Source organism: uncultured Schumannella sp., from assembly GCF_905479755.1.
GTDB lineage: Bacteria > Actinomycetota > Actinomycetes > Actinomycetales > Microbacteriaceae > DCRR01.
Genome location: NZ_CAJQNT010000030.1, coordinates 1 through 24,104, shown reverse-complemented (window position 1 = coordinate 24,104; position 24,104 = coordinate 1). Strand labels below are relative to the sequence as shown.

The 24,104-nt window shown below is 65.3% G+C and carries 18 protein-coding genes and 2 pseudogenes; 9 read left to right on the top strand and 11 right to left on the bottom strand.

Translation table 11 applies throughout. The features are described 5' to 3' along the window. Positions 1 to 41: 41 nt before the first annotated feature. Positions 42 to 341 carry a metal-sensitive transcriptional regulator gene (locus QZ258_RS08805; RefSeq protein WP_294180681.1) on the bottom strand — a complete coding sequence of 100 codons (300 nt, stop codon included), beginning with the start codon at positions 339 to 341 and terminating at the stop codon, positions 42 to 44. Continuing rightward, positions 334 to 2,703, bottom strand: coding sequence for a heavy metal translocating P-type ATPase (locus QZ258_RS08800; RefSeq protein ID WP_294180679.1), 2,370 nt, complete (start codon positions 2,701 to 2,703; stop codon positions 334 to 336). The genes QZ258_RS08805 and QZ258_RS08800 overlap by 8 nt, the downstream gene beginning before the upstream one ends. 138 nt (positions 2,704 to 2,841) lie before the next feature. Here QZ258_RS08800 and QZ258_RS08795 point away from each other — a divergent pair, with 138 nt between their 5' ends. Further along, positions 2,842 to 3,183, top strand: a complete 342-nt coding sequence (locus tag QZ258_RS08795; protein WP_294180677.1) for a DUF2200 domain-containing protein — start codon at positions 2,842 to 2,844, stop codon at positions 3,181 to 3,183. Between the two features lie 7 nt (positions 3,184 to 3,190). On the opposite strand, the gene QZ258_RS08790 is transcribed toward QZ258_RS08795, so the two are convergent. Beyond that, positions 3,191 to 4,345, bottom strand: a complete 1,155-nt coding sequence (locus tag QZ258_RS08790) for an aminotransferase class V-fold PLP-dependent enzyme (RefSeq protein ID WP_294180675.1) — start codon at positions 4,343 to 4,345, stop codon at positions 3,191 to 3,193. A gap of 84 nt (positions 4,346 to 4,429) precedes the next feature. Here QZ258_RS08790 and QZ258_RS08785 point away from each other — a divergent pair, with 84 nt between their 5' ends. Beyond that, on the top strand, positions 4,430 to 4,975 hold the full coding sequence (locus tag QZ258_RS08785; protein ID WP_294180828.1) for a peroxiredoxin-like family protein: 546 nt from the start codon (positions 4,430 to 4,432) through the stop codon (positions 4,973 to 4,975). Positions 4,976 to 5,109: 134 nt separating this feature from the next. Here QZ258_RS08785 and QZ258_RS08780 read toward each other — a convergent pair whose 3' ends face one another. The 7 genes from QZ258_RS08780 to QZ258_RS08750 form a co-directional block, all read right to left on the bottom strand. Then, complete coding sequence (locus QZ258_RS08780) at positions 5,110 to 6,702, bottom strand: ABC transporter permease (RefSeq protein ID WP_294180673.1); 1,593 nt, start codon at positions 6,700 to 6,702, stop codon at positions 5,110 to 5,112. After that, positions 6,699 to 7,598, bottom strand: coding sequence for an ABC transporter ATP-binding protein (locus QZ258_RS08775; RefSeq protein WP_294180669.1), 900 nt, complete (start codon positions 7,596 to 7,598; stop codon positions 6,699 to 6,701). Before QZ258_RS08775 ends, QZ258_RS08780 begins: the two co-directional genes overlap by 4 nt. Before the next feature lie 51 nt (positions 7,599 to 7,649). Continuing rightward, entirely contained in the window at positions 7,650 to 8,660 is a 1,011-nt protein-coding gene (locus QZ258_RS08770) for a DUF3179 domain-containing protein (RefSeq protein ID WP_294180667.1), read from the bottom strand. Positions 8,661 to 9,340: 680 nt separating this feature from the next. After that, complete coding sequence (locus QZ258_RS08765; protein WP_294180665.1) at positions 9,341 to 10,006, bottom strand: hypothetical protein; 666 nt, start codon at positions 10,004 to 10,006, stop codon at positions 9,341 to 9,343. Between the two features lie 121 nt (positions 10,007 to 10,127). Next, entirely contained in the window at positions 10,128 to 11,711 is a 1,584-nt protein-coding gene (locus QZ258_RS08760) for an AMP-binding protein (protein ID WP_294180826.1), read from the bottom strand. Then, the gene (locus tag QZ258_RS08755) at positions 11,701 to 13,293 is read right to left on the bottom strand and encodes a GMC family oxidoreductase (RefSeq protein ID WP_294180664.1); all 1,593 of its coding nucleotides are present in this window, start codon (positions 13,291 to 13,293) and stop codon (positions 11,701 to 11,703) included. The genes QZ258_RS08760 and QZ258_RS08755 overlap by 11 nt, the downstream gene beginning before the upstream one ends. A gap of 82 nt (positions 13,294 to 13,375) precedes the next feature. Beyond that, entirely contained in the window at positions 13,376 to 15,103 is a 1,728-nt protein-coding gene (locus QZ258_RS08750; protein ID WP_294180663.1) for an aldehyde dehydrogenase family protein, read from the bottom strand. 155 nt (positions 15,104 to 15,258) lie between these two features. Between QZ258_RS08750 and QZ258_RS08745 the strand changes: the two genes are divergently transcribed. The 3 genes and pseudogenes from QZ258_RS08745 to QZ258_RS08735 all read left to right on the top strand — a co-directional run bounded on the left by QZ258_RS08745 (position 15,259) and on the right by QZ258_RS08735 (position 17,312). Beyond that, positions 15,259 to 16,443 carry a CdaR family transcriptional regulator gene (locus QZ258_RS08745; RefSeq protein ID WP_294180661.1) on the top strand — a complete coding sequence of 395 codons (1,185 nt, stop codon included), beginning with the start codon at positions 15,259 to 15,261 and terminating at the stop codon, positions 16,441 to 16,443. Positions 16,444 to 16,632: 189 nt separating this feature from the next. Beyond that, positions 16,633 to 16,827, top strand: a pseudogene (locus QZ258_RS08740) (transposase); the annotation flags it as partial. A gap of 71 nt (positions 16,828 to 16,898) precedes the next feature. Then, positions 16,899 to 17,312 (top strand): hypothetical protein, encoded by a 414-nt coding sequence (locus tag QZ258_RS08735; protein WP_294180659.1) that lies wholly within the window; start codon positions 16,899 to 16,901, stop codon positions 17,310 to 17,312. Here the strand turns inward: QZ258_RS08735 and QZ258_RS08730 are convergent. Next, on the bottom strand, positions 17,309 to 20,890 hold the full coding sequence (locus tag QZ258_RS08730) for a hypothetical protein (protein ID WP_294180657.1): 3,582 nt from the start codon (positions 20,888 to 20,890) through the stop codon (positions 17,309 to 17,311). The two genes, QZ258_RS08735 and QZ258_RS08730, sit on opposite strands and share 4 nt — an antisense overlap. A 281-nt stretch (positions 20,891 to 21,171) precedes the next feature. On the opposite strand from QZ258_RS08730, the gene QZ258_RS08725 reads away from it, so the two are divergent. From QZ258_RS08725 to QZ258_RS08710, 4 genes and pseudogenes are all read left to right on the top strand, one after another. After that, a complete protein-coding gene (locus QZ258_RS08725) occupies positions 21,172 to 21,486 on the top strand; it encodes a transposase (protein ID WP_294180654.1) in 315 nt (104 codons plus the stop codon). Then, positions 21,483 to 22,235 (top strand): IS3 family transposase, encoded by a 753-nt coding sequence (locus QZ258_RS08720; RefSeq protein ID WP_294180652.1) that lies wholly within the window; start codon positions 21,483 to 21,485, stop codon positions 22,233 to 22,235. Before QZ258_RS08725 ends, QZ258_RS08720 begins: the two co-directional genes overlap by 4 nt. 201 nt (positions 22,236 to 22,436) lie before the next feature. Then, positions 22,437 to 23,507 (top strand): IS110 family transposase, encoded by a 1,071-nt coding sequence (locus QZ258_RS08715; protein WP_294180650.1) that lies wholly within the window; start codon positions 22,437 to 22,439, stop codon positions 23,505 to 23,507. Continuing rightward, a pseudogene (locus QZ258_RS08710) lies at positions 23,506 to 23,745 on the top strand (IS3 family transposase); the annotation flags it as partial. The gene QZ258_RS08715 and the pseudogene QZ258_RS08710, both read left to right, overlap by 2 nt. Between the last annotated feature and the right edge of the window lie 359 nt (positions 23,746 to 24,104).

Sequence of the window (24,104 nt, the reverse complement as noted above, 5' to 3'; positions counted from 1 at the left end):
GAGGGGCGGCCCGGGCCGCCCCTCGCACCGGCTGCCGCGCTCTACGACCGAACGAGTCGAGCGATCGCTTGACTTGCTTCGTCGAGCTTCGCCTCAGCAACGGCGCCACCGGAACGCGCAGCATCGGCGAGGCAGTGCTTGAGGTGATCGTCGAGGAGGCCGATCGCGACCCCTTGCAACGCGCTCGTGAGCGCCGAGATCTGCGTCAGAATGTCGATGCAGTACTGCTCCTCGTCGACCATTCGGGAGATGCCGCGCGCCTGTCCCTCGATTCGCTTCAACCGGGCCAGGTACTTCGCCTTATCCGAGATGTAGCCGTGCTCGGCGTGTCCGTCAGACATGCGCGACCTCTTTCCGCTCGGTGATGTCGGTGCCGAGAATATCGCGCGCGCTGGTCCCCGGCCGCAGGTCGAGGCGACGCAACAGTTGCGCGTTCAGCGCCACGACGATTGTCGAGAGCGACATCAGGACCGCACCGATCGACATCGGCAAGACGAACCCCAGCGGCGCGAGCACACCCGCCGCGAGCGGAACGGAGAGCAGGTTGTAGCCCGCCGCCCACCAGAGATTTTGCTTCATCTTGGCGTAGGAGGCGCGGGAGAGTTGAATCACCGACAGCACCGACCGCGGGTCGGAACTGGCGAGGATGACACCGGCCGATGCGATTGCCACATCCGTGCCTGCCCCGATCGCGATGCCGACATCGGCCTGCGCGAGCGCCGGGGCGTCGTTGACGCCGTCGCCGACCATCGCGACCTTCCGACCTTCGGCCTGCAGTTCGCGCACCTTGGTCGACTTATCCTCGGGCCGAACCCCCGCGAACACCCGGTCGATCCCGAGCTCGGCCGCCACTGTCTTCGCGACCGCTTCCGCGTCACCGGTGATCATGACCACCTGGCGTCCCAAGGCGTGCAACGCGTCGACGGTGTGACGCGACTCCTCGCGCACGGCGTCTGCGAGGCGGAGCGCCCCGATCACGGCGCCGTCCCGCGTGACGTGGAGAATGATTGCCCCCTCGGCGCGCCAGGCCTCCGCGACCGACAACTCGCTCGCGTTCTCTTCGTCCAACAGGTGCGGACCGCCGACCCGGATCCGCGCTCCGTCGACAGTCGCGGTGACGCCGACCGCGGGCGACGACGCAAAGCTGGTCGCCGCGACGAGCGCAAGCCCGCGGTCCGTGGCCGACTCGACGATGGCGCGACCGAGAGGGTGCTCCGAGTCGACTTCGGCCGCCGCCGCGAGCGCCAGCACCTGATCTGCCGTGTGCCCACCGACCGGCTCCACGGCCGTAACTGTCGGTTCTCCCTTGGTGAGCGTTCCGGTCTTGTCGAACAGGATCGTGTCGACGGTGCGCATGCTTTCGAGCGCCAGTCGATCCTTCACGAGCACTCCCCCACGCGCGGCGCGCTCGGTGGCAATCGAGACCACGAGCGGGATCGCGAGCCCGAGAGCGTGCGGGCACGCGATCACCAGAACGGTGATGGTGCGGATGATCGCCTCGTCGGGCAGCCCGACCATGTTCCACACGACGACGGTGATCAGCGCCGCACCGAGAGCGAACCAGAACAACCAGGCCGCGGCGCGATCTGCGATTCGCTGCGCGCGCGAGCTCGAGCCCTGTGCTTCCGCCACAAGTCGCTGAATCCCCGCGAGCGTCGTGTCGTCGCCCACCGCGGCGATGGCGACCCGGATGGAGGAATCTGTCGCGATCGTGCCCGCGACGACGGCGGCACCCTCGGCGCGCCGGACCGTTCGCGACTCTCCCGTGATCATCGACTCGTCCATGCTGGCCGATCCGGAAACGATCTCGCCGTCGGCCGGAACGCGGCCTCCCGCTCGCACGACGACGACATCGCCGACTCGAAGATCCGACGGCGCGACCGGACGAATCTCGTCACCGTCAACGATCTCCGCCTCATCCGGCAAGAGTGCCGCGAGCGTGTCGAGCGCCGAGGTTGTCTGTGCGAGCGACCGCATCTCGACCCAGTGCCCGAGCAGCATGATGACGATCAGCAGCGCGAGCTCCCACCAGAAGTCGAGCTGATGGTCGAGGATGCCCAGGCTCGCGCCGAGTGACGCCGTGAATGCGACGGTGATGGCCAGTCCGATGAGGAGCATCATTCCGGGCCGCAGCGCCCGAATCTCGGAGGCCGCGCCCGACAGGAACGGCCAGCCGCCCCAGAAGAACATGACCGTCCCGAGGATCGGCGACACCCACGCCACCCAGGCCGCGTCGGGTTGCTCGTAGCCAAGGAGCATGGCGAACATCCCGGAGAAGGCGATGACGGGAACGGCAAGCCCCAGCATGATCCAGAACAGCCGGCGGAACTGGCCGACGTGGTCGCCGTGCCCCGCGTGACCCCCGTGGTCGCCGTGAGCGCCATGGCCGTGACCCGCGTGCTCGGCGTGATCGCCGTGCTCGGTGTGCCCCGCATGATCCCCGCGAGCAGCAAGCACGTCCGCAGGCGACGGAAGTGACACGGCGTCCGCGGCGAAACGCCCCGGGTCGGCATCAAATTTCGTCGCGCATCCTGAGCAGCACAACCAGTAGCGGGTGCCCGCGTAGTCGCGCACCAGGTCCTTCGCTTCGGCGTGCGCCTTGACGACGACGTTCTTGGGCATCACCGGGCAGACCGCGAGCTCATGCTCGGGGCGCTCGAGTGTTGTCGGTGAAAAGTGATCGTGATCATGATCGTTCGACATGACGTTCTCCATCCCTTCGGACCTTCTCTGTCCAATACCCTAGGGGGGTAGGGTATTCGTGTCAATAGCGATCTCAACGCCGGTGCCGCGACACAAATTTCCGTCTCGCCGCAAGGTGCGGCCGATACGCTGACACCCATGCACCGGATCTTCACCATGAGCGTCGCCAAGGTGTACCCGCTGTACGTGCAGAAGCTCGAGCGGAAGGGTCACACCCAGGCCGAACTCGACGAGGTCATCCACTGGCTCACCGGCTTCGACGAGCAGGAGCTGCGCCACCACCTCGACGCCGAAACCACCTTCGAGGACTTCTTCGCCGCCGCCTCGCTTAACCCCAACGCGCCGCTCATCACCGGCGTCATTTGCGGGGTGCGGGTGGAAGAGATCGAGGATCCCCTCATGCAGAAGATCCGCTACCTGGACAAGCTCGTCGACGAGGTCGCCAAGGGCAAGGCGATGGCGAAGGTACTGCGGGCGTAGCCGCGGGTCACCGCGGCAGCGCGTCGACGAGCCGCGCCACGTCGTCGGCGTTGTTGTAGAAGTTCACCGCCAGGCGCAGGTTGCCGTCGCGCGCCGAACAGACGACCCCCCGGGAGGCGAGCTCGGCGAGCAACGGACCGGGCTCGCGTCCGTCGAGGGGCACGGCCACGATCGTGCTGCGATTCACCTCCGGAAGCTCGGTGGGTGGCCAGCCGGCGTCGCGCAACGCCTCCCGCAGCACCTCCGTGAGTTCCCGGTTGCGCGCGTAGATCGCGTCGGCACCGAACCGATCGAACACGGCGAGCGCGGCCTCATCGCCGAGCGCGGCAAGCCACCCGATCGAGTGATCGAAACGGGATGCGGTGTCCGACAGATCCATCGTCGGGCCGAAGTAGCTCTCGGCGGGGCGGCGACCTGCCTTCCACCCCGGGCTGGTCGGTCGAAACCTCTGCTGCATCGCGGTGGACAGGTAGCAGTACCCCACCCCCCGCGCGGCGTTCAGCAGGTATTTGTGATCCGGGACCGCGAGCACGTCGATGCTCGGCAACTCCTCGACGAGGGAAAGCGCGCCGACGGCCTGCGTCCCGTCGACGAAGACGATCGCGCCCTGCGCGTGCGCGATCTCGGCGATGCCTCCGATGTCGCTGCGATGTCCGCTCGCGGTCTGCACGGCACTAAACGCCACGAGTTGGGTCGCACCGTCGACGTACGACTCGATGGTCTCGGGCTCGACTCCGCCGTTGCGGAACGGAACCTGGCGCACCTCGTAGCCGCGGTCGGCGAGCATGCGCCACGGGAAGTGGTTGGAACTGAACTCGCGCTCGCCGATGACGACGTTCCACCCGGTGCTCGCGGGCGGGAGTTGCGCGGCCACGAAACCCGCGGCTGCCGACACCGACGCGATTTGGGCGAGATTGTCGGGCGTCGTGCCGAGGAGCCTCGCGACCTGCCCCCGGGATCGCTCCGCCGCCGCCTCGCAGGCCGAAAAGTCGAGCCCACGGGCCGTCCACTCGTTAACGGCCCGGTGCAACACTTCGGCGAGCGTCGTGCTGGCAAGCCCGACCGAGGCCGTGTTGAAGTACGCGAGGGACGCCGCCGCGGGGTAGAGCTCGCGCGCCTCGCGAACATCGGGACGCGCGCCGTGGGGCGCCGGGGAGGTCATGAACGGGAGCGTACTCGCGCGGCTCGATCGGCGAGCGAGTAGAGTTCGGCGCAACCCGCAAAGATCCGGAGGCTCCCCGTGAGCATGCTCGATGATCAGGTACAGGCCGAACAACGATGGCTCGACTTCTGGCATGTCGGCCCGCAGAATCTGCGATGGGATCACATCCCACTTCAGGTCGGTGATGCGGCGCCGGATCTCGAGCTCGATGACCACACCGGCGAACCGGTGCGATTGTCGCAATTCTGGGCGAATGGTCCGGCGCTCGTGCTGTTCTGGCGTCACTTCGGGTGCAGCTGCGGCATCGAGCGCGCCGCTCGGCTCCGCGCCGAGTATGCGGAATTCCTCCAGCACGGTGCCTCGGTGGTGGTCATCGGGCAGGCGAGTCCGGAGCGCTCGTCCGCCTACCGCACGCGCAACGTCCTCGAGTGCTCGATCCTGTCGGACCCGGATCGCACGGCGTACCGGGCTTTCGATCTGCTCGACGGTACTCCCGCCCAGATCCTGTTCGACGCTCCCGATCCCTTCCTGCGCTGCGACGCGGCGGCCGGCGAGGAGCTCGCCGCCTCGCGCCACGGCACCGATCGCGCGACGGTCGACAGCCGTGGCAGCTCCCCGGCGAATTCGTGATCGACGCCGCGGGCACGGTGCAACTCGCCTACCGCTACCAGCACTGCGAGGACTGGCCGGATCCGCGCGTGCTCACGGCGGCAATCCGTTTCGGCGGGGCCTGAGACGCCGAACGCGCGACCGCGACCGCGTCGTCAAGCGAGGTCGCGGCGCCGGAAGCCGGCGAATCCGATCGTGAGTAGCAGCAACCCCACGCCGTTGACGATCCACCAGCCGGTGAAATCGGCGTCCGCCGCGGTCACGATCGGCACGTGGTAGAACGGGCTGATCCCGAGGATCCAGTCCCACAGGTTGAAGATCGGGCCGAGGATGGTCAGGCCGAACGTCGCCACGGTGCCCATCCAGCCGGCGATGCGGCGTGAGGGTTCGGCGCCGACGACGGCGTGGGCGAGGGCGACCAGCACCCACATCGCCGGGATCGTGGCGAGCCCCTGGCGGATGATCTCCCCCGCCTCCAACTGGTCGGTGAGGCTCGCCGCGACCACGCCGATCACGACCACCCCGATCAGCAGCGCCAACCCCGAGGTCAGCAGGGCGACGACCGTGTTGCTGGCCTGGTACCGCGTGCGCGAGACGGCGGTGGCCAGGATCGGGTCGACCCGGCCGGCGACCTCGTCGGCGTAGCCGCGCATGATGACGCCGACCCCGCTGACCGCGGCGATGATGCCGGCGAGCGCGAGCAGCGTCGTCATGAACCGGAAGACGAGCTCGTCTTCGGAGGCGGCACCGACGGCGAGCAGCTGGGCGACGGTCGCGTCGGTCTCGATCAGGTCGGCGATCGAGATGCTCAAGTAGCCGAACACGAAGCCGAGGGCGACGAAGGCGATGAGCCACGAGACGATCGAGCCGGCGTTCAGGCGGATCGCGAGCCCCCACACGCTCGAGGTGAGCCCGCCGCGCGCGGGGCCGGGCCGCGGCGGGATCACGCCGGCACCGAAATCGCGGTGGGCGTGCAGGGCGAACGCGATGCCGAGGGTGACGATCGTGAACGCCAGCGCGATGAGGAACGGGGCGTAATTCTGCTCGGATGCGGGATCGGTCTGCTGCATCCACCCGATCGGGGTGACCCAGCTTGTCCACTCCTCCGCGCCGCTCGCCTCGAAGTATCCGCGCGCGACGAACAGCACCCCGAGCACGGTGACCGCGATCGCCGTGGCGGCCCGCGCCTCCGACGCCAGCTGCGCGGCGATCGCGGCGACGCCGGCAAACATGAACCCGCTCGCGGTGTAGGTGAGGCTCAGCACGGCGATCGCGGCGGGGTCGGCGCCGAAGGCGATGGTCGCCAGGAACGAGACGACGCCGAGACCGATCGAGGCGAGAAAAGCGAGCCCGACGGAGGCGGCCAGCCGCGCCTCGCGCCCCATCACCCCGGAGGCGAACAGTTCGGCCTGGCCGGAGTCTTCGCTGGCGCGACTGGTGCGCACCACGATGAAGATCGCCATCAGCGAGGCGAAGAAGCAGCCGAGCGCGAGCGAACGCCACGCGGTGAATCCTTCGTCGGTGAGCAGGTCGCCGGCGGTGCCGAAGATGAGGGCGAGGGCGGGGTTCAGCCCGACCGCCATCGCCAGCTCTGCGCGGGCGCTCTGCTCGGGGAAGATCCAGATGTACAGCGCGATCGACGAGGCCGGGAGTACCGAGACGAGTGCGATCCACGGCGCGAAGTTGCGGGCATCCTGTTTCAGGGATGCCGCGAGCAGCGGGCGAACGCCGGCGACCGGGCTGCTCACGCGCTCTCCTCGTACTTTTCGAGGAACAGGCTCTCAAGCGACGGCGGCGCAACCGTCAGGTCGGTGAAGCCGAAGGGGCCGAGGATGTCGAGCGCGCGGGCCAGATCGTGCCGTTCGACGCGGCAGCTGAAGACGTGCCCGTCGAGCCGGGCATCGGCGACAAAGTCGAGCGCGCTGAGGCTGTCGGGCAGGGTGGCGAGGGTGGCGGTGATGGTCGACGCGGTGTGCGCGCGCAGTTCGTCGATCGTGCCGACCTCGACGATTTCGCCTGCGCGGATGATGCTGATGCGGTCGGCGAGCGCCTCCGCTTCGCTCAGGATGTGGCTGGAGAGCAGGATGCTGCGGCCGTTCTCGCGCTCGCGGGTGATCTCGCTCTGGAACACCGCCTCCATGAGCGGGTCGAGGCCGCTCGTCGGCTCGTCGAGGATGAGCAGTTCGACGTCGGAGGCGAGGGCCGCGATGATCGCGACCTTCTGCCGGTTGCCTTTGGAGTACTGCCGGCCGCGCTTGCTCGGGTCGAGTTCGAAGCGCTCGATGAGCTCGGCGCGGCGCTGCTCGTTGAGCCCGCCGCGCAGCTTGCCGAGCAGGTCGATCGCCTGGCCACCGGTCATGGCGGGCCACAGCGACACGTCGCCCGGCACGTAGGCGAGCCGACGGTGGAGGGCGACGACGTCGCGCCACGGGTCGCCGCCGAGTAGTTCGACGCGCCCCGCATCCGCTTTCAGCAGGCCCAGCAGGATACGGATGGTGGTGGACTTGCCGGCCCCGTTGGGACCGAGGAACCCCATCACCTCGCCGCGGCGCACGGTGAGGTCGAGCCCGGTGAGCGCCGGGGACCTGCCGTAGGACTTGTGCAGGTTTTCGATGACGATGACGTCATCCTTTGGCGTGTCCATCGGCCACTCCTCGCCTTCCGCGGAACCGGGCGATCGCGAGAGTTCGGCCGTCTATCCGGCCTCAGGGTCGAGCACGATGCCCGATTCCTGGTTCTGCACAGCCCAACTGAACCACATCTCGAAATAGAACGGCAGGGACTGCCCCCCGGCGTCTCGCACGTCCAGCTCACCTCCCTCGACCCGAAGCGTCACCGACTCGCCCTCAACCTCCGCCTCGAACGTCCCGACCTCGCGCAAGGCCAGCCACGGCACGGCGACCCGTTGCTCGCCGACAAGGAACGCGACGACGATCATCTTGGCTGGGTATCGCCCATCCAGCGTCGACGGGGCGAAGTAGAAGACGTCGTTCTCGTCGTAGTCGCCATAGGGGTTGTTCTCGTAGTCACGGGCGTGGCCGGTATCGTCGCTCATCACGAGGGCACCGGGATGCGACGCCCGCACCTCCCCGAGGGTCAGAAGCTGGAAGGGATGCAGCGCCAACTCCGTGCCGACGTGCTCCCCCGCGAGCGCGCGCCCGGTGCTCTGCTGCCACAGCCCCTCGGTGGCGCGGTCGAACATGACCATGTTGCTCTCGATGAGCGCCCCGCTCACCCCGAAGGTGGTGTCGGTGCCGTCGGGCAGGGTGCGCTCGAACACGCTGGCACTGCCGCACAGCGGGCAGAAGGTCACCGCGACAGGCACTCCCCCGACCGTGTCGTTGACGATCTCGTGCCACACCAGCACGTTGTAGCTGTACACGCGCACGGCGTTGGTGCCGTCGTCGAGCACGATCGCCCGCACGTCATCGCCCCACGAGATGTCGGCGATCGGCACGAAGTCGGGGTTGTCGATTGCGGGGATTCCGTCGCGCCGCGGCCCGCCCGACACCGCGTCGAAGATCGCCGGATCGGCCGTCTCCCAGTCGATGCCGGGGAACTGCAGAGCGAGGAAGCCCGGCGGTTCCGCCGACCCGGTCGGCGCGGTCGAGTCCTCGCCGCGCGGCAGCATCGTGAGGGCCACGACCCCCGCGGCCACGAGTGCTGCCGTGACGCCGATTCCGATGCCGACTGCGAGCCGAGCCATGCGGTGCCTCTCTTCGTCGAGCGGGCTCCCCAATTCAAGGCTAGAGGTGGCGCTGGCGGCGCGCTGGCAGATGCCGGCTCACCGATGCCTCGCCCGCGTGCCCGGCCTCACGCCGCGATCACGACCGAGGGATAGCGACGTCAGGTGTGGCTACTGGGACGGCACTCGAATCGGGAGGCCGAGGCGTTACACCGCCCATCTAAGGGTGCTGAATCCGAGCACATCGAGCGTGCCCATCCCTCCGGATCAAAGGGCCGACACGGCTATCGGCGGAACAGAAAGGGCAGATTGTGGCAATGTACGAAGATGGCGAACGACCTGTCGAAATCGCACGAAGTCGGAACCAGCGAATGGGCAGTTCATCACCGCCTGAACCGAAACGAAATCAGGAAACGGCGCCCAAAGCCGAGTTAGTGGCTCTCATCACGGTTGATCCGACTCGGGTGCCCTCCAAGGCTGACATTATTCGGCCGAAGGGTCTGGTGCATGTCAAACTGCCGTCAGTGCCTGCACCGGACCCGTCAGCACCTGATCGACTCGGGCGTGACGGATGAGACTCGAGCGTGAAGGATGACCTGTCCGCGCGAATGGACGCGGCCTACCCGAACCTGGCGCAAATACCTTCCCAGGTCCCAAGTTCTGATGCGTTCCTGCGCGACCGGGCGTCGACTGCGATCGGATCACGCGGGAACACTCAGTTCGCGTATGAGGGTCGGCAGCGTGCGCTGCACGAAGGGCGACTCCTCGAATTGGCTCTCCGGGTTGCCGTCCAGCACCCATGCCTCGAAGGATCGCTCATAAGTGTCGATGATCACACGGACCGCGAGCGGCGGCGGCCAAGCAAACTTCCGGCCCAACACGACCATCAGGTCTTCGAACACCCCCGCGAGTTCGGCAGCGAATCGCCGGTCGCCCGCCACCGCAGTGTCTCCGTGGCGCCCGTCGCGGAGTGCTCGAAAGCGTCGTTCGGCGCGGATCGTCAGGCCGGCGCGGTCAAGTGGCCAGGACGCGGCGAGCGCTTCGGCAGCCTGGACGAACACCGCGTCGCCCGATTCGACCGGGCGAAATCGAGCGATGCCGGCCTTGAGCCGATCGGCGCACTCCGACACGAGGACTTCGTTCACCTCATCGAGGAGAGCGTCGTCCGTCGGAAACAAAGTGCGGAAGGCATGAGGGTGCAGTCCGATCTGCGCGCAGATATCGGCGATGAGCTCCGGCGATACGCCCCGGCCCACCGACAGCGCAGCGCGGGCCGCGTACACGACACGTTTGACCATACGATCACGATGTGCCGGTGCGCGGCGCGATGAGGCGCCTGTTGGACGAGACTTCTCGGAAATCTGCACGATTCACCTCTCTCGCGGTCGAATGGGGCCGCTGCGTCTAGGCTGCGCCAGGCACCCGCAGGCAGGGCCAGGCTTCTCATCACTGCGCAAGCCTCTCGACGCCACGATCGATGTTCGTCGCTCAATCCTTGCGTGTCCGGAGCTCCTTCCGGAGGATCTTGCCCGAAGTCGACTTGGGGACAGCGTCGATGAACTCCACGGCCCGGACCTTCTTGTACGGTGCAACGCGGTCGGCGACGTACTCGATGACCTCGATGTCGGTGAGCCCGCTGTCCGGCGCTGGCACGACGAACGCTTTGGGTACCTCTTCGCCGTCCTCATCGAGTATCCCAATCACGGCGGCATCCATCACCTTCGGGTGCGAGAGCAGCAATGCCTCGAGTTCGGCCGGGGCCACCTGATACCCCTTGTACTTGATCAGCTCCTTCGCCCGGTCGACAATCGCGAACCATCCCGCGTCGGAACGGACGGCGATGTCCCCGGTGCGCAAGAAGCCGGCCGCCGTGATGGTCTGCGCGGTCTCGTCGTCACGCCCTAGGTAGCCGAGCATGACGTTGGGTGCTTTCACCCACAACTCCCCCGGACGGGTCAGACCCTGCTCGTCCGTCGCGACAATCTCTTCCCCGGTCTCGACGTCGACCAGCATGCAAACGGTGTTGGGAACGGGCACGCCGATCGATGATCGCGGGATGTCGTCACGGTCATCCGGGATGACGTGTGACACTGGGCTGAGTTCGCTCATGCCGTATCCCTGGCGAACCCGAGCGCCGATCCTTGCGGCCGCGCGTTCGGCGGTAACAGCGTCAAGCGGCGCCGCGCCCGAGAAGATTGTCCGCAGGCTCGATATGTTGTACTCATCGACCATCGGGTGCTTCGCCAAGGCGACCATGATCGGGGGGGCGACGAAGACAAAGGTGCACGCGTGTTGCTGAATGAGTTCCAGGAATCGCATGAGTTCGAACCTGGGCATTGTCACGAGCGCTGCGCGCGCGCGCAACGCAAGATTCAGCAGGACGGTCATGCCGTAGATGTGGAAGAACGGCAGCACCGCCAATACCCGATCCTCAGCCGAGACGTCGATCACAGCTCGACACTGCTCGACGTTCGCGACCAGGTTTCGGTGCGTGAGCATAACTCCCTTGGGTGTTCCGGTCGTTCCTGAAGAGTAGGGCAACACAGCGACGTGGGTCGCGGGTTCGATGTCAACCCGCGGCGCAGTCCTGGCCTCGGCTAGCAGGTCAGAGAGGCCAGGGTAGCCCGGCGCTCCGTCCATCAGAATGAGCCGATCCGCGCCGATACCGACCGCCGCGGCCGCACCTTCTGCGTTGTCAAGAAGCGGTGCAACTGTGAACAGGACGGTCGCGCCGGCATCACGCAACTGCTTCTCGATTTCCGGCGCTGTGTAGAGCGCGTTGAGCGGGGTCACGGTACCCCCGGCGCGCAACACTGCGTGGAACACGGTGCCAAAAGCGGGGACGTTCGGACTCAGCAGACCGACCACGGTGCCCTCTCGGATCCCGCGCGCGGCGAGTGCGCCAGCCAGCGCATCGACATCGTCCCTCAGCTGACCGTAGCTGGTCGGTGCCCCGGAGTCAGGATCGATGAAAGCAACCCGTTTGAAGTCTTCCTCCGAAAGGCTCCCGAAGAGGTGGTCGTAGATGCTCACTTCGGGGATCTCAACGTCAGGGTACGGACTAGGAAACACGAGAAGCTCCTTCGCGGGCACTCTCAACAACGCTACGACGAATGAATTGCGCTGCCTTTTCACCAATGACCACGGACGGAGCATGTGTGTGCCCCCGGATGATCTCGGGCATGATCGACGCGTCGGCGACTCTCAGGCCGTGCACACCACGTACCCGTAGCTCCGGGTCGACGACCGATCCCTCGTCAGAACCCATGCGCGCCGTGGACGTCGGGTGATACAGCGTGTGCGAGAGCGTGCTAATCGCGACCTCCGCCCGCTGTTCCGGTTCGAGCGTCTCGCCGTTCTCGGGCTCGATGTAGTGGGCCCCAATGTGCCTACTCATGGCATCCGTGGCGAGAATGCGTTCGCAGACGCGTACACCCTCTAGCTGCCGAGCACGGTCCGCTCCACCCGGGTCGGTGAGATAGCCAGGGTCGATGAGCGGTGCGCTGAAGGGATCGGCGTCGGCGAGGGTCACCGAGCCTCGACTCTCCGGCAGCAGCAGGATGCTGCCGATCGAAAGACCGTGACCGGGGATGCCCTCGAGCCCTTCCTTTACGTATGCAGCCGGGGCGGCGAGGATCTCAATGTCCGCGTGCTCAAGACCCGGATCGGTCTTCACGAATCCGTACGACTCGGCGACGTTCGACGTGAGCATGCCCATCTGTTCTGTGCCGTACTTCTCGAGCTGTTCTGGTGTCATTGCATCGAACAGGGTGTCCTCGAAGGCCTCACGGGTGAGGAAGGTCACGAGATGATCGCGCATCTGCCGCCCGACGTCCTGCGAGTCGACCAGCACGGGGATGCCGAGCTTGTGGAGATCGTCTGCCGGGCCAATTCCGGAGCGCAGCAGGATGGTCGGCGTGTTCACCGCACCGGCGGAGAGGATGATTTCTGCATCGGCGACCGCCTCGCGCCAGTGTCCGTCCGTGTGGTATCGGACCCCGGTGGCGCGCCGCCCGTCAAAAAGCACCCGGTCGACATGGGCTTCGGAGAGAACGGAGAGGTTCTCGCGCCCCGCGGCGGCATCTAGATAGCCGCGCACGGAGTTCCAGCGCGCACCACCGCTCTGTGTGACCAGAGTCTGCGCGAACCCTCCAGGCTCGGGCTTGTTCGCCTCCTCGACCAGGTACCCAGCTTCCTCGAAAGCCCGCAGAAAGGCCGCTGTGTGGCTGCGTGGGTCACGTTGCGCAGACACGGTGATGCCGTTGTCCGCGAACAGCGGTGCCAGCGCTTCCCACGACCATTCGGGACCGGCCAGTTCGGCCCAGTGGTCGTAGTCGGCGGCGAAGCCGACCACCCACATCATGGCGTTCATTGACGAGGAGCCGCCGAGGACCTTGCCGCGAGGCCAGTAGATTCTGCGCCCGCCAAGATTCCTCTGCGGGGTGGTCTGATAGTTCCAGTCCGCATCCGACTTGAATAGTTGCGAGAAGGCGGCCGGAATCTGCACCTCTTGGCGCTGGTCGGTGCCACCGGCCTCCAGCAACAGCACCGTCGTCTCGGGATCCTCGCTCAGCCGGGCGGCGACGGCGCAGCCTGCGGAACCAGCGCCGACGACGACAAAGTCATAGCGCTCGGGGGTGGGATGAGTGGACATACGCGATCTCCTTCTTCGCAGTGCGTGTGTGAAGCTTCGTGACTCGGTGAGTGGGTGAACTGGTCGGACCGGGTCCGTCCGATCAGGCACGGAACGCGGCCAGGAAGATGCCTGGCAATTTCGCCCACGACGGATGAGCCGCGTACCCAGCCAGGAGACGCCCGGTGGTGTGCGCGGAGCGGGCGGTGGAGAACCACGGCGCCTTCGGGAACAGCGAGAACTCCCCGCCGGCGATCGACCGAGGGAAAGGCCGGAAGGCACCCTCGACCACTGTGCGTTCAACATCGTCCAGCAGCAGTGCGTTGTGAACGATCCCGGTCCCGCTCTGAATGTCGTCGATCGTGGCGCCCGGGTATGCTCCCCAACTGGCAGTGGCGGTGAGGAAGCCCAGACCCGTCCAGGTGTTGATCGCGACCGTGCCGTACCGCAGCTCGGCGATAAGGTCATCAAACGTTTTGCCGATGCGACGGCGGGTGCGCGGATCGATGAGGACATTGGCCCCGAGGGTGCCCGCGAGCTTCTCGTTCGCATACTCAACTGCGGCCCGGAGGAACTTAGAGCCCACTCCGGGCACGGAGACGACGCCGAGTACTGGCGCAAAGAACTCCGTCTGCTCGAGTGCGGTGGCGTCCTCACCGGCCGGGATATCGATCACTGCGCGACTGCCATCAGGCCCGACGCGCTGCATGCTGGGATACGCGTCGCACGCTTGTGCGAGCCGTTCCTCTCCTCGCGGGTACCAGACCGGACGAGGACGCAGCTCCGCCAGCACCCGCTCGACCTCAGCGACGAACTCGTCACGCTGGTTCCAATCGCTGCTCACGATCACCACCTGGCCAGCCACACAGTTGTGTCCCGAGTTATGCATCCGCATGGTCACCACATGCTCGGCCTGGAATCTCAGGTCCGCCTTGCTCCACCGGCCTGGAACGACGATCACCGGCGAAACCCCGCCCAACTCGCTCGTGATCGGCACGGTCAGCCGCGGTTCGCCACTCGCGCGGCGCCGCCCGGCCTCTTCCCCCGTACCCCAGACAATGGCATCGTGTGTGGCGGCGCTGCCCGTGATGTGAACGTGCGAAACACCCGCGTGCGCGGTCAGGTACTCACCGACCTCCGCCCCGCCGGTCACGATGCGCACGAAACCCTCCCGGATAAGCGGCGCAAGCGCCGCGCTCAGCACCGGTTCCAACCGCTCAAGCACTGGGTTCAGCTTCAGGATCACCGAACGGTTCGACGCGACCAGCTCGTAGAGCACATCGAGAGGAGCAATCGAGGTGATATTGCCCGCGCCCAGAACGACTCCCACACCCGCGCTGACGCCAGTGCGGTCCAGTGCACCAAGGCCAGCTCGCGCCTTTGCCAGCTCTGCAGTGATTCCCGGCCGAAGCCACACGCCAGCGGTGAAACCGTGCATCAGCGTCCATTGCTGCACCGAGCGAGGCAGTGCATTCACGACTATTCGGTCCCCAGCCGCCCGACCTAGGCGGTCGCGCCCAATCGGACTCTTACCCTGCGCCAACGCCGACAGCGTGTGAGCAAGCGTGCCCGCGCCTGCCGCTAGCGCATATGGTCCGGAGATCCACTCCTCACCGGCGTATGGATCCTCGAAGCGGATTCCCTTGATCTCGCACGCCAGACGCACCCATTGCTCCGCAACACCCTCAGCCGTCGCGTGCACCTCTGCTAGCAGCTCAGCTCGTCGCGTCAATGAGAGATACGCCCAGGCTTGAGCACCGGCTGCCAAGTCTGTGATCAACTCATCGATCCGCGCAGGATTGATTCCGTCTAGCAGCTGCAAGTCCGACATTCTTCTCTCCTTCGAGCACGAGCCGGTTTCTGACGCAATCCTGCTCTGGGCTAGTCAGCCTCGCCAGATGTCGCCGCCCAGTCTTCGCTCATCATGCTTATGCGTATGCACAAGGGTGATCGGCGAAAGGGCCGAGCTAGGGAGTACGCTCAAGCATGGACACAACGACGTCGGAGATTCGCCCAATCACACCCCAGGCGCACGCATTGTCGTTTCTCACACACATCGATGAACGACGGAGCACCCTGGTTGGCCGCATCGTGGAAGCGATCCTGCGAAATGAGCCGGTCTACCGCGATCCCGAACTTCAATACGATCTCAGTGACATTGTCGACCAGAACCTCAAAGAGATCATCAAGGAGTTGCGAGGCGGCCCACCGAGCCTGAGTCCCGCAAGGCGTGCGGGCCGCACCAAAGCCGAGAACGGCATTCCGATGGCAAGCCTCTTACACGCTTACCGGCTCGCGGGCATCACGCTCCTCCATGAGATCGACGAAGTCACGCAGAGTACCGGGGAGACTGACGCTGCCATGGCGGCCACCGCGAAGCTGTGGAAGGTCTTGGACCGATTCTCAACCGCTGCGGTTGAGGCCTACCGCGAAGTCATTGACGAGAGCGAACGCCGCAGCGAGCAAGCACGCCGCGTTCACCTGCTGGCCTTGCTCTCGGGAATGGCCCCCCACCCGACGGACTCCCTGCGGATCCTGGGACTGCCCGAAACAGGTTGGTACGCAGCACTCGCGTCGTCGCTCGGAGGAGACGGTGATGATCCGGAACCGCGTTACACGAGCGCACAAGAGTTCGCGGTGATCGTTTGGGCACAAGATGTCGGGATGCACATTGGCTTGGCGGGAGCTTCCACGCTCGAGAAACTCAAGGCAGGTCTCGCGGCCGTGACGGCCACCACTGTCGCGCCAACGGGCGCCAGCCATCCCTTCGGGAATGTCTCCGACCTCCCGCGCGCAGCTAATCAGGCACGCAGTGCGCTTCGCTGCCTAACTCCCGGCGAACACCGACTGAGTCTCTACGGTGAACGTCCGATAGAGCTGACGCTCGTCTCGAATCCCGACCCGGTTCGCAATCTCATCACGGAAGTCTTGGGAGGAGTGCTATCGCTAGATTCCAGCGGAGCGAACGCGCTGCTCGATACCCTGGACGCGTGGGTCGAGGCGGGCGGGTCCACCGGCGCGGCCGCGGCCGCACTCCATTGCCACAGGAACACCGTCCTCTACCGCATGCAACGTATTGCTCAGCTCACTGGACGCCGCATTTCCCATCCAGCCGAGTCGGCTGAACTCGTCATCGCCTTACGAGCTCTTCGCCTCCGGGGTCACGAATAAAGCCAGGGGGATGCTGACAGCTCTGGTGACTCCTTGACCTGCCCCAGGGTCTGATGCAACGGGTGGTGACAACTTGACCTGCCCCACGGATGGGACTGCTGCACGAGTAGGTGACATCTTGACCTGCCCCACGGAAATGGTTCCAGTTTCGCTGGCTAACTGGTGGCCTGATCCGGAAGGCTCATTCACATGCCACGCCCCTCTCCGCCGGAGTTTCGTGCTCGTGCTGTCGCGCTTGTGCGCGCTGGCAAACAGGCCAAGCAGACCGCCTTCGAACTCGGCATCCACCCTGTCACGCTCTCGAATTGGATCCGGCAGGACGACATCGACCATGGCCGCAGGCCCGGCGTCCCCTCATCGGAGTCGGCGGAGTTGCGGGCGGCGAATCAGGGATCTGTTTTGGTACGAGCATTTTGGTGCCCCTAGGTGCTACTGACCAAAACAAACACCGACAAGTGTTGCTTGCAGTCCGACAGCTTGAAGCTACGTCACCCGCCCGGCACGATCGCGAAGGCGCCGGCCGGAGGGTACTCACCCAAGCTCAGCATCGATTGACGTCGGCGGAGGTCGAGCAGATCACGGCTGAGTACCACGCAGGCGAGGCGCTGCGCAGCATCGCCGTACGCTGGGGCATCAATCGCGAGACGGCACGACTGGCGCTAAAGCGCGCTGGCGCGGCGACCCGCAAGCACGGCGAAATCGAACCTTCCGCTCTGAAAGAGGCGCGGCAGCTCCAGGATGAAGGCTGGTCGCTGAATCGACTTGGCGCGAAGTTCGGCATTGACCCAAAGACCATGAAGAAGCGCCTCTCCGGCGAACCGAAGATGGGGGCCGACACGCACACTACTCACGCCGGGCGTCGCGACTAGTAACGGTCGTCCTCTTCTTCACGATGGAGAACCTCGCGACGGCGAGCGGCAAGATTCTGGGCGAGACGTCGCGCCCAGGACTTGACCGCTGCGGACTGACCCGGCTCGTCCACCCATGACTCAACTTCGGAAATCTGGCGGGCAATCCGATCAGATTCATTGCCACTCCACATCCCGCTGTAGAACTGGCCGACGAGGTGTGAGGGGACGCGCTCATCCGTGCCGAACTCCTCGATAAGGAATCGTGCTGCGGGCGCCAAGGTCGACCCACCTGGCTTCGTGACATCAGCGAGGACGCGCGCACGGTCAACGCTGCCCCCGACCCAGTTCCTTGCCACTTCCAGCGGTACGGCGTCCCCAAGCCAATCGCGTACTGAGAACGAGAGGCGCCACTCGCCTCGTTCGAGACGGTTCATCAGGTCCACCCACACCGGCTCGCCGCCCACCTCGACAACGTCCTGCATCAGCTTCGCCTCTTCCGAGGACGAGTAGGCCGTGAGCGCGTCAGCCTCAATGAGGTCGGCGAGGAGGGCGCCAAGCCCGACCGCGTTGGTTGCGAGCTGCCGACGAGCAAGCATTGTCCAGTCCCATTCCTCCTGTCCTACGGCAGGGAACTCGCGGCGCCTAGAGACCAATTCCGCAACGACGGGGTCAAGTTCCTCAAGGGGCTCGTTCTCGCGAAACACTTGCATCGCTGCGTAGTCCACAAGCGCGTTGTAGTCGGCCTGGTCTCCCAGCCGAGTCGCCCACTCTCGCACGTACCGTGCACGCTCCGCCTCCGTCGCGTCACGCGTCCACGCAAACAGCAGGCGGGTTCCCTGAGCCACGGGCACTTCCTGAACTAGCCGCTGAACCCGCTCCTCGGCTTCCGAAGTCCTTGGCCCCCTCACCGATGCGCGCAGCGTCGACAGCGCCGGAAGATCCGCGCCATCGAGAAAGGTGTCGAAGGCTGATTCTTCTCCAGCCAGGACTCGACCGTGCAGGAACCCATAGAGCGCCTCGGAGTGAATGCTGTCGGCGAGCGGGCCAACGATTTCAATCCCAGCCTCGTACTCAATTCCGAGCGATACGAGCGCTCGGCCAATCGCGTAGGCGGCGGGGATCTCCGAATCTTGATCCAGAAGGTGTCGAAGTGGGTCGGCAGGCTCGAGCGCGTTCACCCTCCGCGCCAGAGCCGCAATTTCGGATGCAAGATCGTCGACCTGGCGATCCCATGAGTGGGTGTTGCAGATCACCTTCAGGCGTGCAGCGGGCGTCTCCTCCGGCAGTAGCGCTTCGAGGGACTCGAGCGCTGCCGGACGACCATCAGTGACATCAGCCCGATCGAAGAGTGATTTGAGACCCTCGATTTCAACACGAACACGCGAAATCGCGGTCTCGGGCAGCCCGGCGAGGACGCTTCCGAGGTGTTCCCTGTTCGAACGAATCTCAAGCAGACCGTGGATCGAGTCGACAAGCTCCTTTTGAGCCGCGTCGGCCACCTCCGCATCTCCGTCACGAGCAAGTTCAGCGAGGATGTCAATCGCCGAATTTCGGTACGCCCAGGCGTCACCGTAGGTCGCGGGGCGTCCGCGAGGCTCTACGACAACTCCCCCCTGCACCTCTCCTGAGACCATGATCGACTCCTGGATCTCGAGGGCTCGCCCGGCCGCTTTTGCAACCAACAACCGAACGCGCGAGCTAGGCGAAGTCGCTGAAGAAGAGAGGTAGGCGATCCGCGAATCTGGTGACGCGGCAGTTCCGGGGAGCATGGTCCCGAAGAACTCAACCCAGGTCCCGGTTGCATTGTTGCTGTAGGTCTCGTTTTCCTCCACCGCGAGAGCGAGGAGCGAGTCAGCTGCCTGGGCGAACGTCCGGGAGTGCCACGCCAGCTTTTCCAGGGCCCAGACGAGGTCGCGCCGAATTGCGCTCCTGCCGCGCAACTCGTCACCCGAGGCCTGACTGATGAGCTCCGACAACCGCTCCGAGACAGCTCCAGGCGCGAGAATCGCGAAGTGAATCAGTAGCGCTGAGTTCCGGTCCGCCGCGAGCGACTCGAGTGAAGCCAATGGGCCACTCGCCGCAAGGACGGCGGTGATCGCCGGGCTGTCGCTCTCAAGCTCCCCAATTTCGGCCGCGCGGCGAAACAGCCGTTCGGAAAGTTCGGGGTCCAGCATCGGCAGGAGAACCGCGACAATCTCGTGCCCAAGCTGTGCCCATGCCTGGGCGGCGAGATACAGCGCCAAGGGGTGAGGCGAGACGGCTCTGAATCGCCCCTGCTTGGAGAGAAGGCCCTGTCGCTGCAGAGCCGCTGCGGCACCCCTCAAATCGGCGGGTGCGAGACCGAGCCCGGCAGCGATCGTGTCAATCTCAGTCGAGACTTCGCCGTCGTGGCCAAAGCGAGTGAAGAGCGCCAGTGCGCAACTAGCTAAAAAAAGTTGCCCGTCCGGGAGTTGAGCTCGGAAGAACGCCCGGATGTCGTCGTCGGTGACGAGTGTCCCAGCCGACCCCGGTCCGCGCTCGAGCAGAGCCTGCGCCAGTTTCAACGCGTAGTCGATGTTGCCAGCGGCGACTTCGACGACCACGCGTTCCGCTTCTGGCCAAAGCTGCGGCCGGTTCGCCCGCAGAAGTTCCTTCATCGCTTCGTCGCCGAACGCTCCGAGATTGATCATCGGCGTTCGGGTTGCGATGCCTCCGGGTTCTCCAACTGTAATCAGCCGAATAGAAGACCCAGTTGCCAATGCGGAGGCGTAGATCTCATGTTGCTTGCCATCGCACTCATCGACCACAACGATCGCTGTCCGGCCTTGGGACTGAAGCTGGCTCAGCACGGTGACAGGGAAGCTATCGGCCGCGAGGGAATAGACGACGAGCGGTTCGCAGTCCTGGCCACGCAACGCCTCGAGTACCAATCGCGTTTTTCCGAGGCCACTCACCCCGTCAAGGTGCAAGTCCAACGGATCCGAGCCGGAAACCAGATTGCGGATCGCTTCGATCTTGTTGTCGCGGTCGTCGGACGACACCCATGAGGTTGCGTGGCGGTTGGAGCGGCTCCACTCGTCGAGGGTCTGTCCGATCACGCCGGTGCCGCGCAGGAGCGGGCTAACGGCAAGAGCCGGATACTCCTCGATCCAACCTGCGAGTCGGTCCGCGGCGACAATCTCGATCTTGGACTCAGGGTCAGCGATGCCGAGTTCGGTTGCGGCCTCGATCAACTTCGCCCGTCGAGCTGCGAGCTTCGCTGAGGTCAGACTCGCGCCGAGCACCAGGCGATACTTGCCGCCATTGCGGAGAATCTCGGCTGCCCACGTAGCACCCTTCAGCTCGGCTTTGCACTTCGCAGGGGTCAAGTCGCCTGCCTTGAACTGCCAAGCACTCTCGCCTGCGGGGATCCATCGCGTCGGGATCGCATGCCGAACGCCCGCATCGACTCCGCCATCTCCGACGTTCTCGAGGTAGGTCGTTTCGAGAGTCTCGCCGGCCATGCCGTGTGCGGCTACCTCAGTCGCGAGTAATCGGCTCACGAACTGGCCAAAGTTTGCTCCACCGAGTGCCGCTACTTGCGCTGGCTCAACGGAGAAGGGGCCGAAGTCGGGCATCTACGAATCCGCCTCTCCAGTCGCGAACAGCTCCGCCTGCTCGAGCACGAGCTCGACGGCCTTAGCCTCCCAGAGCGTCTGCTCGAGAGTCTTCTGCTGCTTGCTTGCGGGTCGTGCCATACCTGGGTCTCCTCCACACGAGGTGGTTACGTCTACTTGTCCGCAGAGGTCGCACTCAGGCTAGCGGCGCTGTCCGACATGACCCAGGCTCAACTGCGGCGAACAGGTTGTGTGATTCGCCCTGAGTTTCGTTCCGTCCTTTCCTTTTGGAGGATGGATTCATGGCAGGACCGTATCCGGACGAGTTTCGTCAGCGCGCACTGCGGATGCTGAGTGAGACTCGCCCCGATCACAAGACCGATCACGCCGCGATCAAGCACGTCGCCGCCAAGCTCGGCGTCAACCCCGAGACGCTGCGATTGTGGAAGAAACGCCTCGACGTCGACGAGGGCCGTCAGCCGGGGACCTCGAGCGAGGCGCAGGCGGAGATCAAGCGGTTGAGGAAGCAGGTTGCCGAGTTGGAGAAGGCGAACGAGATCCTCTGGTCTGCGAGCGTGTCTTTCGCGACCGAGCTCGGCCGCCCCTCGTCGCGATGATCGCGTTCGTCGACAAGATGCGTGATCGTTTCGGGGTCGAGCTCGTCTGCCGTGTGATGCGGCGAGCCGAGGTGGGCTTCCTCACCGCCTGCGGATATCGGGCCGCGAAAGCTCGTCCCGCATCAGCCCGGCAGCTGCGGGACGAGCTGCTGATCCCGGAGATCACGCGGTTGCATGCGGAGAACTACGGCGTCTACGGGGTCCGCAATATGCATGCGTTGCTGCGGCGGCAGGGCTGGGCGATCGGTCGGGATCGGACGGGCCGGCTGATGCGCCTGGGCGGTGTTCGCGGCGTGAAGCGGTCGAAGAAGGTCTTCACCACCAAGTCCGACCCAGCGAACGAGAAGCCGAGGGATCTCGTGCAACGCAGGTTCACCGCGGACGCGCCGCGCAGGCTCTGGGTCGCGGACGTGACCTATGTTGCGACGTGGTCCGGGTTCGCTCACGTCGCTTTCGTCACCGATGTGGTCTCCCGCCGCATCGTCGGATGGAACGTCGCCTCGACGCTCAAAGCCGACATCCTGCCGCTCCAAGCGCTGAACATGGCGGCGTGGGCTGCGGGCGGGAACCTCGACGGACTCGTCCATCACGCCGACCACGGGTCGAACTACTTTGCCGTGGTCTACACCGACCGCATCGAGGAGCTCGGCGCGACGCCGTCGACCGGAACCGTTGGGGACAGTTTCGACTGTCAGTCTGTTTCTGCCCGATCTCGCGAGGATGGGGTAGTCCTGGCTGGAGTGTTCTGACCCCTGCATACGATTGGCCCGCATGGTGCCTTGGCGTTGATCTGTCGAGCCTCCGGCCGGGCGCGCAGTAACCGCTGCCGCCGGATCGGGCGTGACCTGATAGGAGCCTGGAGCAGTCTCGACAACGCGTCCCCATGACAGTCCTGTCCACCCGCCGGCGACAGCGTGACACCACGCTAACCGGTGAAGGAGACAGCACACATGACCGAACTCGAGACCGCTCGTTCCGGGCACGTCGTGATCGGCGTCGACACGCATAAACACATCCACGTCGCTGCGGTGATGGACTCGATCGGCGGGATCCTCGCGACCCTGACGATCACGACCGACATGGCGGGGTTCCGGCAGTTGCTGGAATGGGCGGCAGGGTTTGGGAAGATCATCGCGTTCGGCATCGAGGGAACCGGGTCCTACGGGGCCGGGCTCACCTCGTTCGTCCGCCGCCACGGACACAAAGTCATCGAAGTCTCACGACCCGATCGGCGGTTGCGGAGGCTGAACGGGAAGTCTGACACCCTCGACGCCGAGAACGCCGCCCGGGCGGTCCTTGCCGGGTTCGCGACCGCGATCCCGAAGACCGCGGACGGAGTCGTGGAGATGATCCGGCAGCTGAAAGTCGCGCACGATACCGCAGTGAGAGACCGCACCGGAGCGATGATCACCCTCAAAGCGATGCTCGTCCACGCCACCGAGGACCTGCGGCGAGAGACGGCGAAGAAGACGCAGAAGATGATCGCCCGGCACTGCGCCGCGCTCCGTCCTCGGGGCTTGGAGACACCCGAGGACGCGAATCGTCACGCGCTCAGATCGATCGCGAGACGGTGGATCTCTCTCAACGACGAGATCAAGGAACTCGAAGCTCAGATCGAACAACTCGTTCTCCAGCGCGCCCCGCACTTGCTCGACGAGTTCGGCATCGGCGTCGACACCGCCGCTGAGATCCTCATCGTCGCCGGTGACAACCCCGAACGCATCCGGAGCGAGGCCGCGTTCGCGAAACTCGTCGGCATCAGCCCTGTTCCGACCGGTTCAGGGATGACCAGCGGGAAGCACCGCATCAACCACGGCGGTCACCGGCAGCTCAACGCGGCCATCTACCGGACCGTGATCGTCAGGATGAGATTTCACGAACCCACGATCGCCTACGTCGCCCGCCGCACCGCCGAGGGCAAGAGCAAACGCGACATCATCCGCTGCCTGAAACGCTACGTGATCCGCGAGGTCTATCACCTCATCAAAACCGACCCGAGAACCGGCGAAATCATGAGTTGACAACTATAGGAGCATCAACGCGATGGCCGAGGCCGTCAACGGGCTCTACAAGACCGAATTGATCCGCCGCCGTGGCCCGTGGCGCACGGTCGAGCAGGTCGAACTCGCGACGCTCGAATACGTCTGGTGGTGGAACAACCAGCGCCTCCACGGAGAGCTCGACATGCGCACTCCCGCCGAGGTGGAAGCCGACTACTACGCTGGCCCCGACACACCCTTGGGAACACCCGTCTCCTAAACCGCCCGATAGGAACGAAACCCAGGGCGAACCACGCGACCGCAGATGCTGGAGCCATTCGCGACCCTCACCAACCCGGCCAGGACACCGGCCGATGAAAAGAGCGGCACCTTCCGTCAGGGAAGCGCCGCTCAGAGAGTGGTCGAATCGTCGGAGCCCGACCAAGATCCCGGACTTCTTTCAGGGATCTGTTTTGGTAAGAGCACTTTGGTGCCCCTGGAGGTGTGTGGTTTCGGTACATCGTGGACACCTGTCTCACGTCATCGTGGACAGCAGGGTTGGTGAGGCCGTGATGTCTCACGTCATCGTGGACACCCTGGCCGCGGCAGTGTCAGCAGGTGAGCAAAGCCGAAGTGTTG

What these genes read in the sequence shown, in the direction of transcription:
- QZ258_RS08805 (WP_294180681.1), bottom strand. Translation starts at nt 341, where the DNA reads ATGTCTGACGGACACGCCGAGCACGGCTACATCTCGGATAAGGCGAAG.
- QZ258_RS08800 (WP_294180679.1), bottom strand. Translation starts at nt 2,703, where the DNA reads ATGTCGAACGATCATGATCACGATCACTTTTCACCGACAACACTCGAG.
- QZ258_RS08795 (WP_294180677.1), top strand. Translation starts at nt 2,842, where the DNA reads ATGCACCGGATCTTCACCATGAGCGTCGCCAAGGTGTACCCGCTGTAC.
- QZ258_RS08790 (WP_294180675.1), bottom strand. Translation starts at nt 4,345, where the DNA reads ATGACCTCCCCGGCGCCCCACGGCGCGCGTCCCGATGTTCGCGAGGCG.
- QZ258_RS08785 (WP_294180828.1), top strand. Translation starts at nt 4,430, where the DNA reads ATGCTCGATGATCAGGTACAGGCCGAACAACGATGGCTCGACTTCTGG.
- QZ258_RS08775 (WP_294180669.1), bottom strand. Translation starts at nt 7,598, where the DNA reads ATGGACACGCCAAAGGATGACGTCATCGTCATCGAAAACCTGCACAAG.
- QZ258_RS08770 (WP_294180667.1), bottom strand. Translation starts at nt 8,660, where the DNA reads ATGGCTCGGCTCGCAGTCGGCATCGGAATCGGCGTCACGGCAGCACTC.
- QZ258_RS08755 (WP_294180664.1), bottom strand. Translation starts at nt 13,293, where the DNA reads ATGTCCACTCATCCCACCCCCGAGCGCTATGACTTTGTCGTCGTCGGC.
- QZ258_RS08750 (WP_294180663.1), bottom strand. Translation starts at nt 15,103, where the DNA reads ATGTCGGACTTGCAGCTGCTAGACGGAATCAATCCTGCGCGGATCGAT.
- QZ258_RS08745 (WP_294180661.1), top strand. Translation starts at nt 15,259, where the DNA reads ATGGACACAACGACGTCGGAGATTCGCCCAATCACACCCCAGGCGCAC.
- QZ258_RS08730 (WP_294180657.1), bottom strand. Translation starts at nt 20,890, where the DNA reads ATGCCCGACTTCGGCCCCTTCTCCGTTGAGCCAGCGCAAGTAGCGGCA.
- QZ258_RS08725 (WP_294180654.1), top strand. Translation starts at nt 21,172, where the DNA reads ATGGCAGGACCGTATCCGGACGAGTTTCGTCAGCGCGCACTGCGGATG.
- QZ258_RS08720 (WP_294180652.1), top strand. Translation starts at nt 21,483, where the DNA reads ATGATCGCGTTCGTCGACAAGATGCGTGATCGTTTCGGGGTCGAGCTC.
- QZ258_RS08715 (WP_294180650.1), top strand. Translation starts at nt 22,437, where the DNA reads ATGACCGAACTCGAGACCGCTCGTTCCGGGCACGTCGTGATCGGCGTC.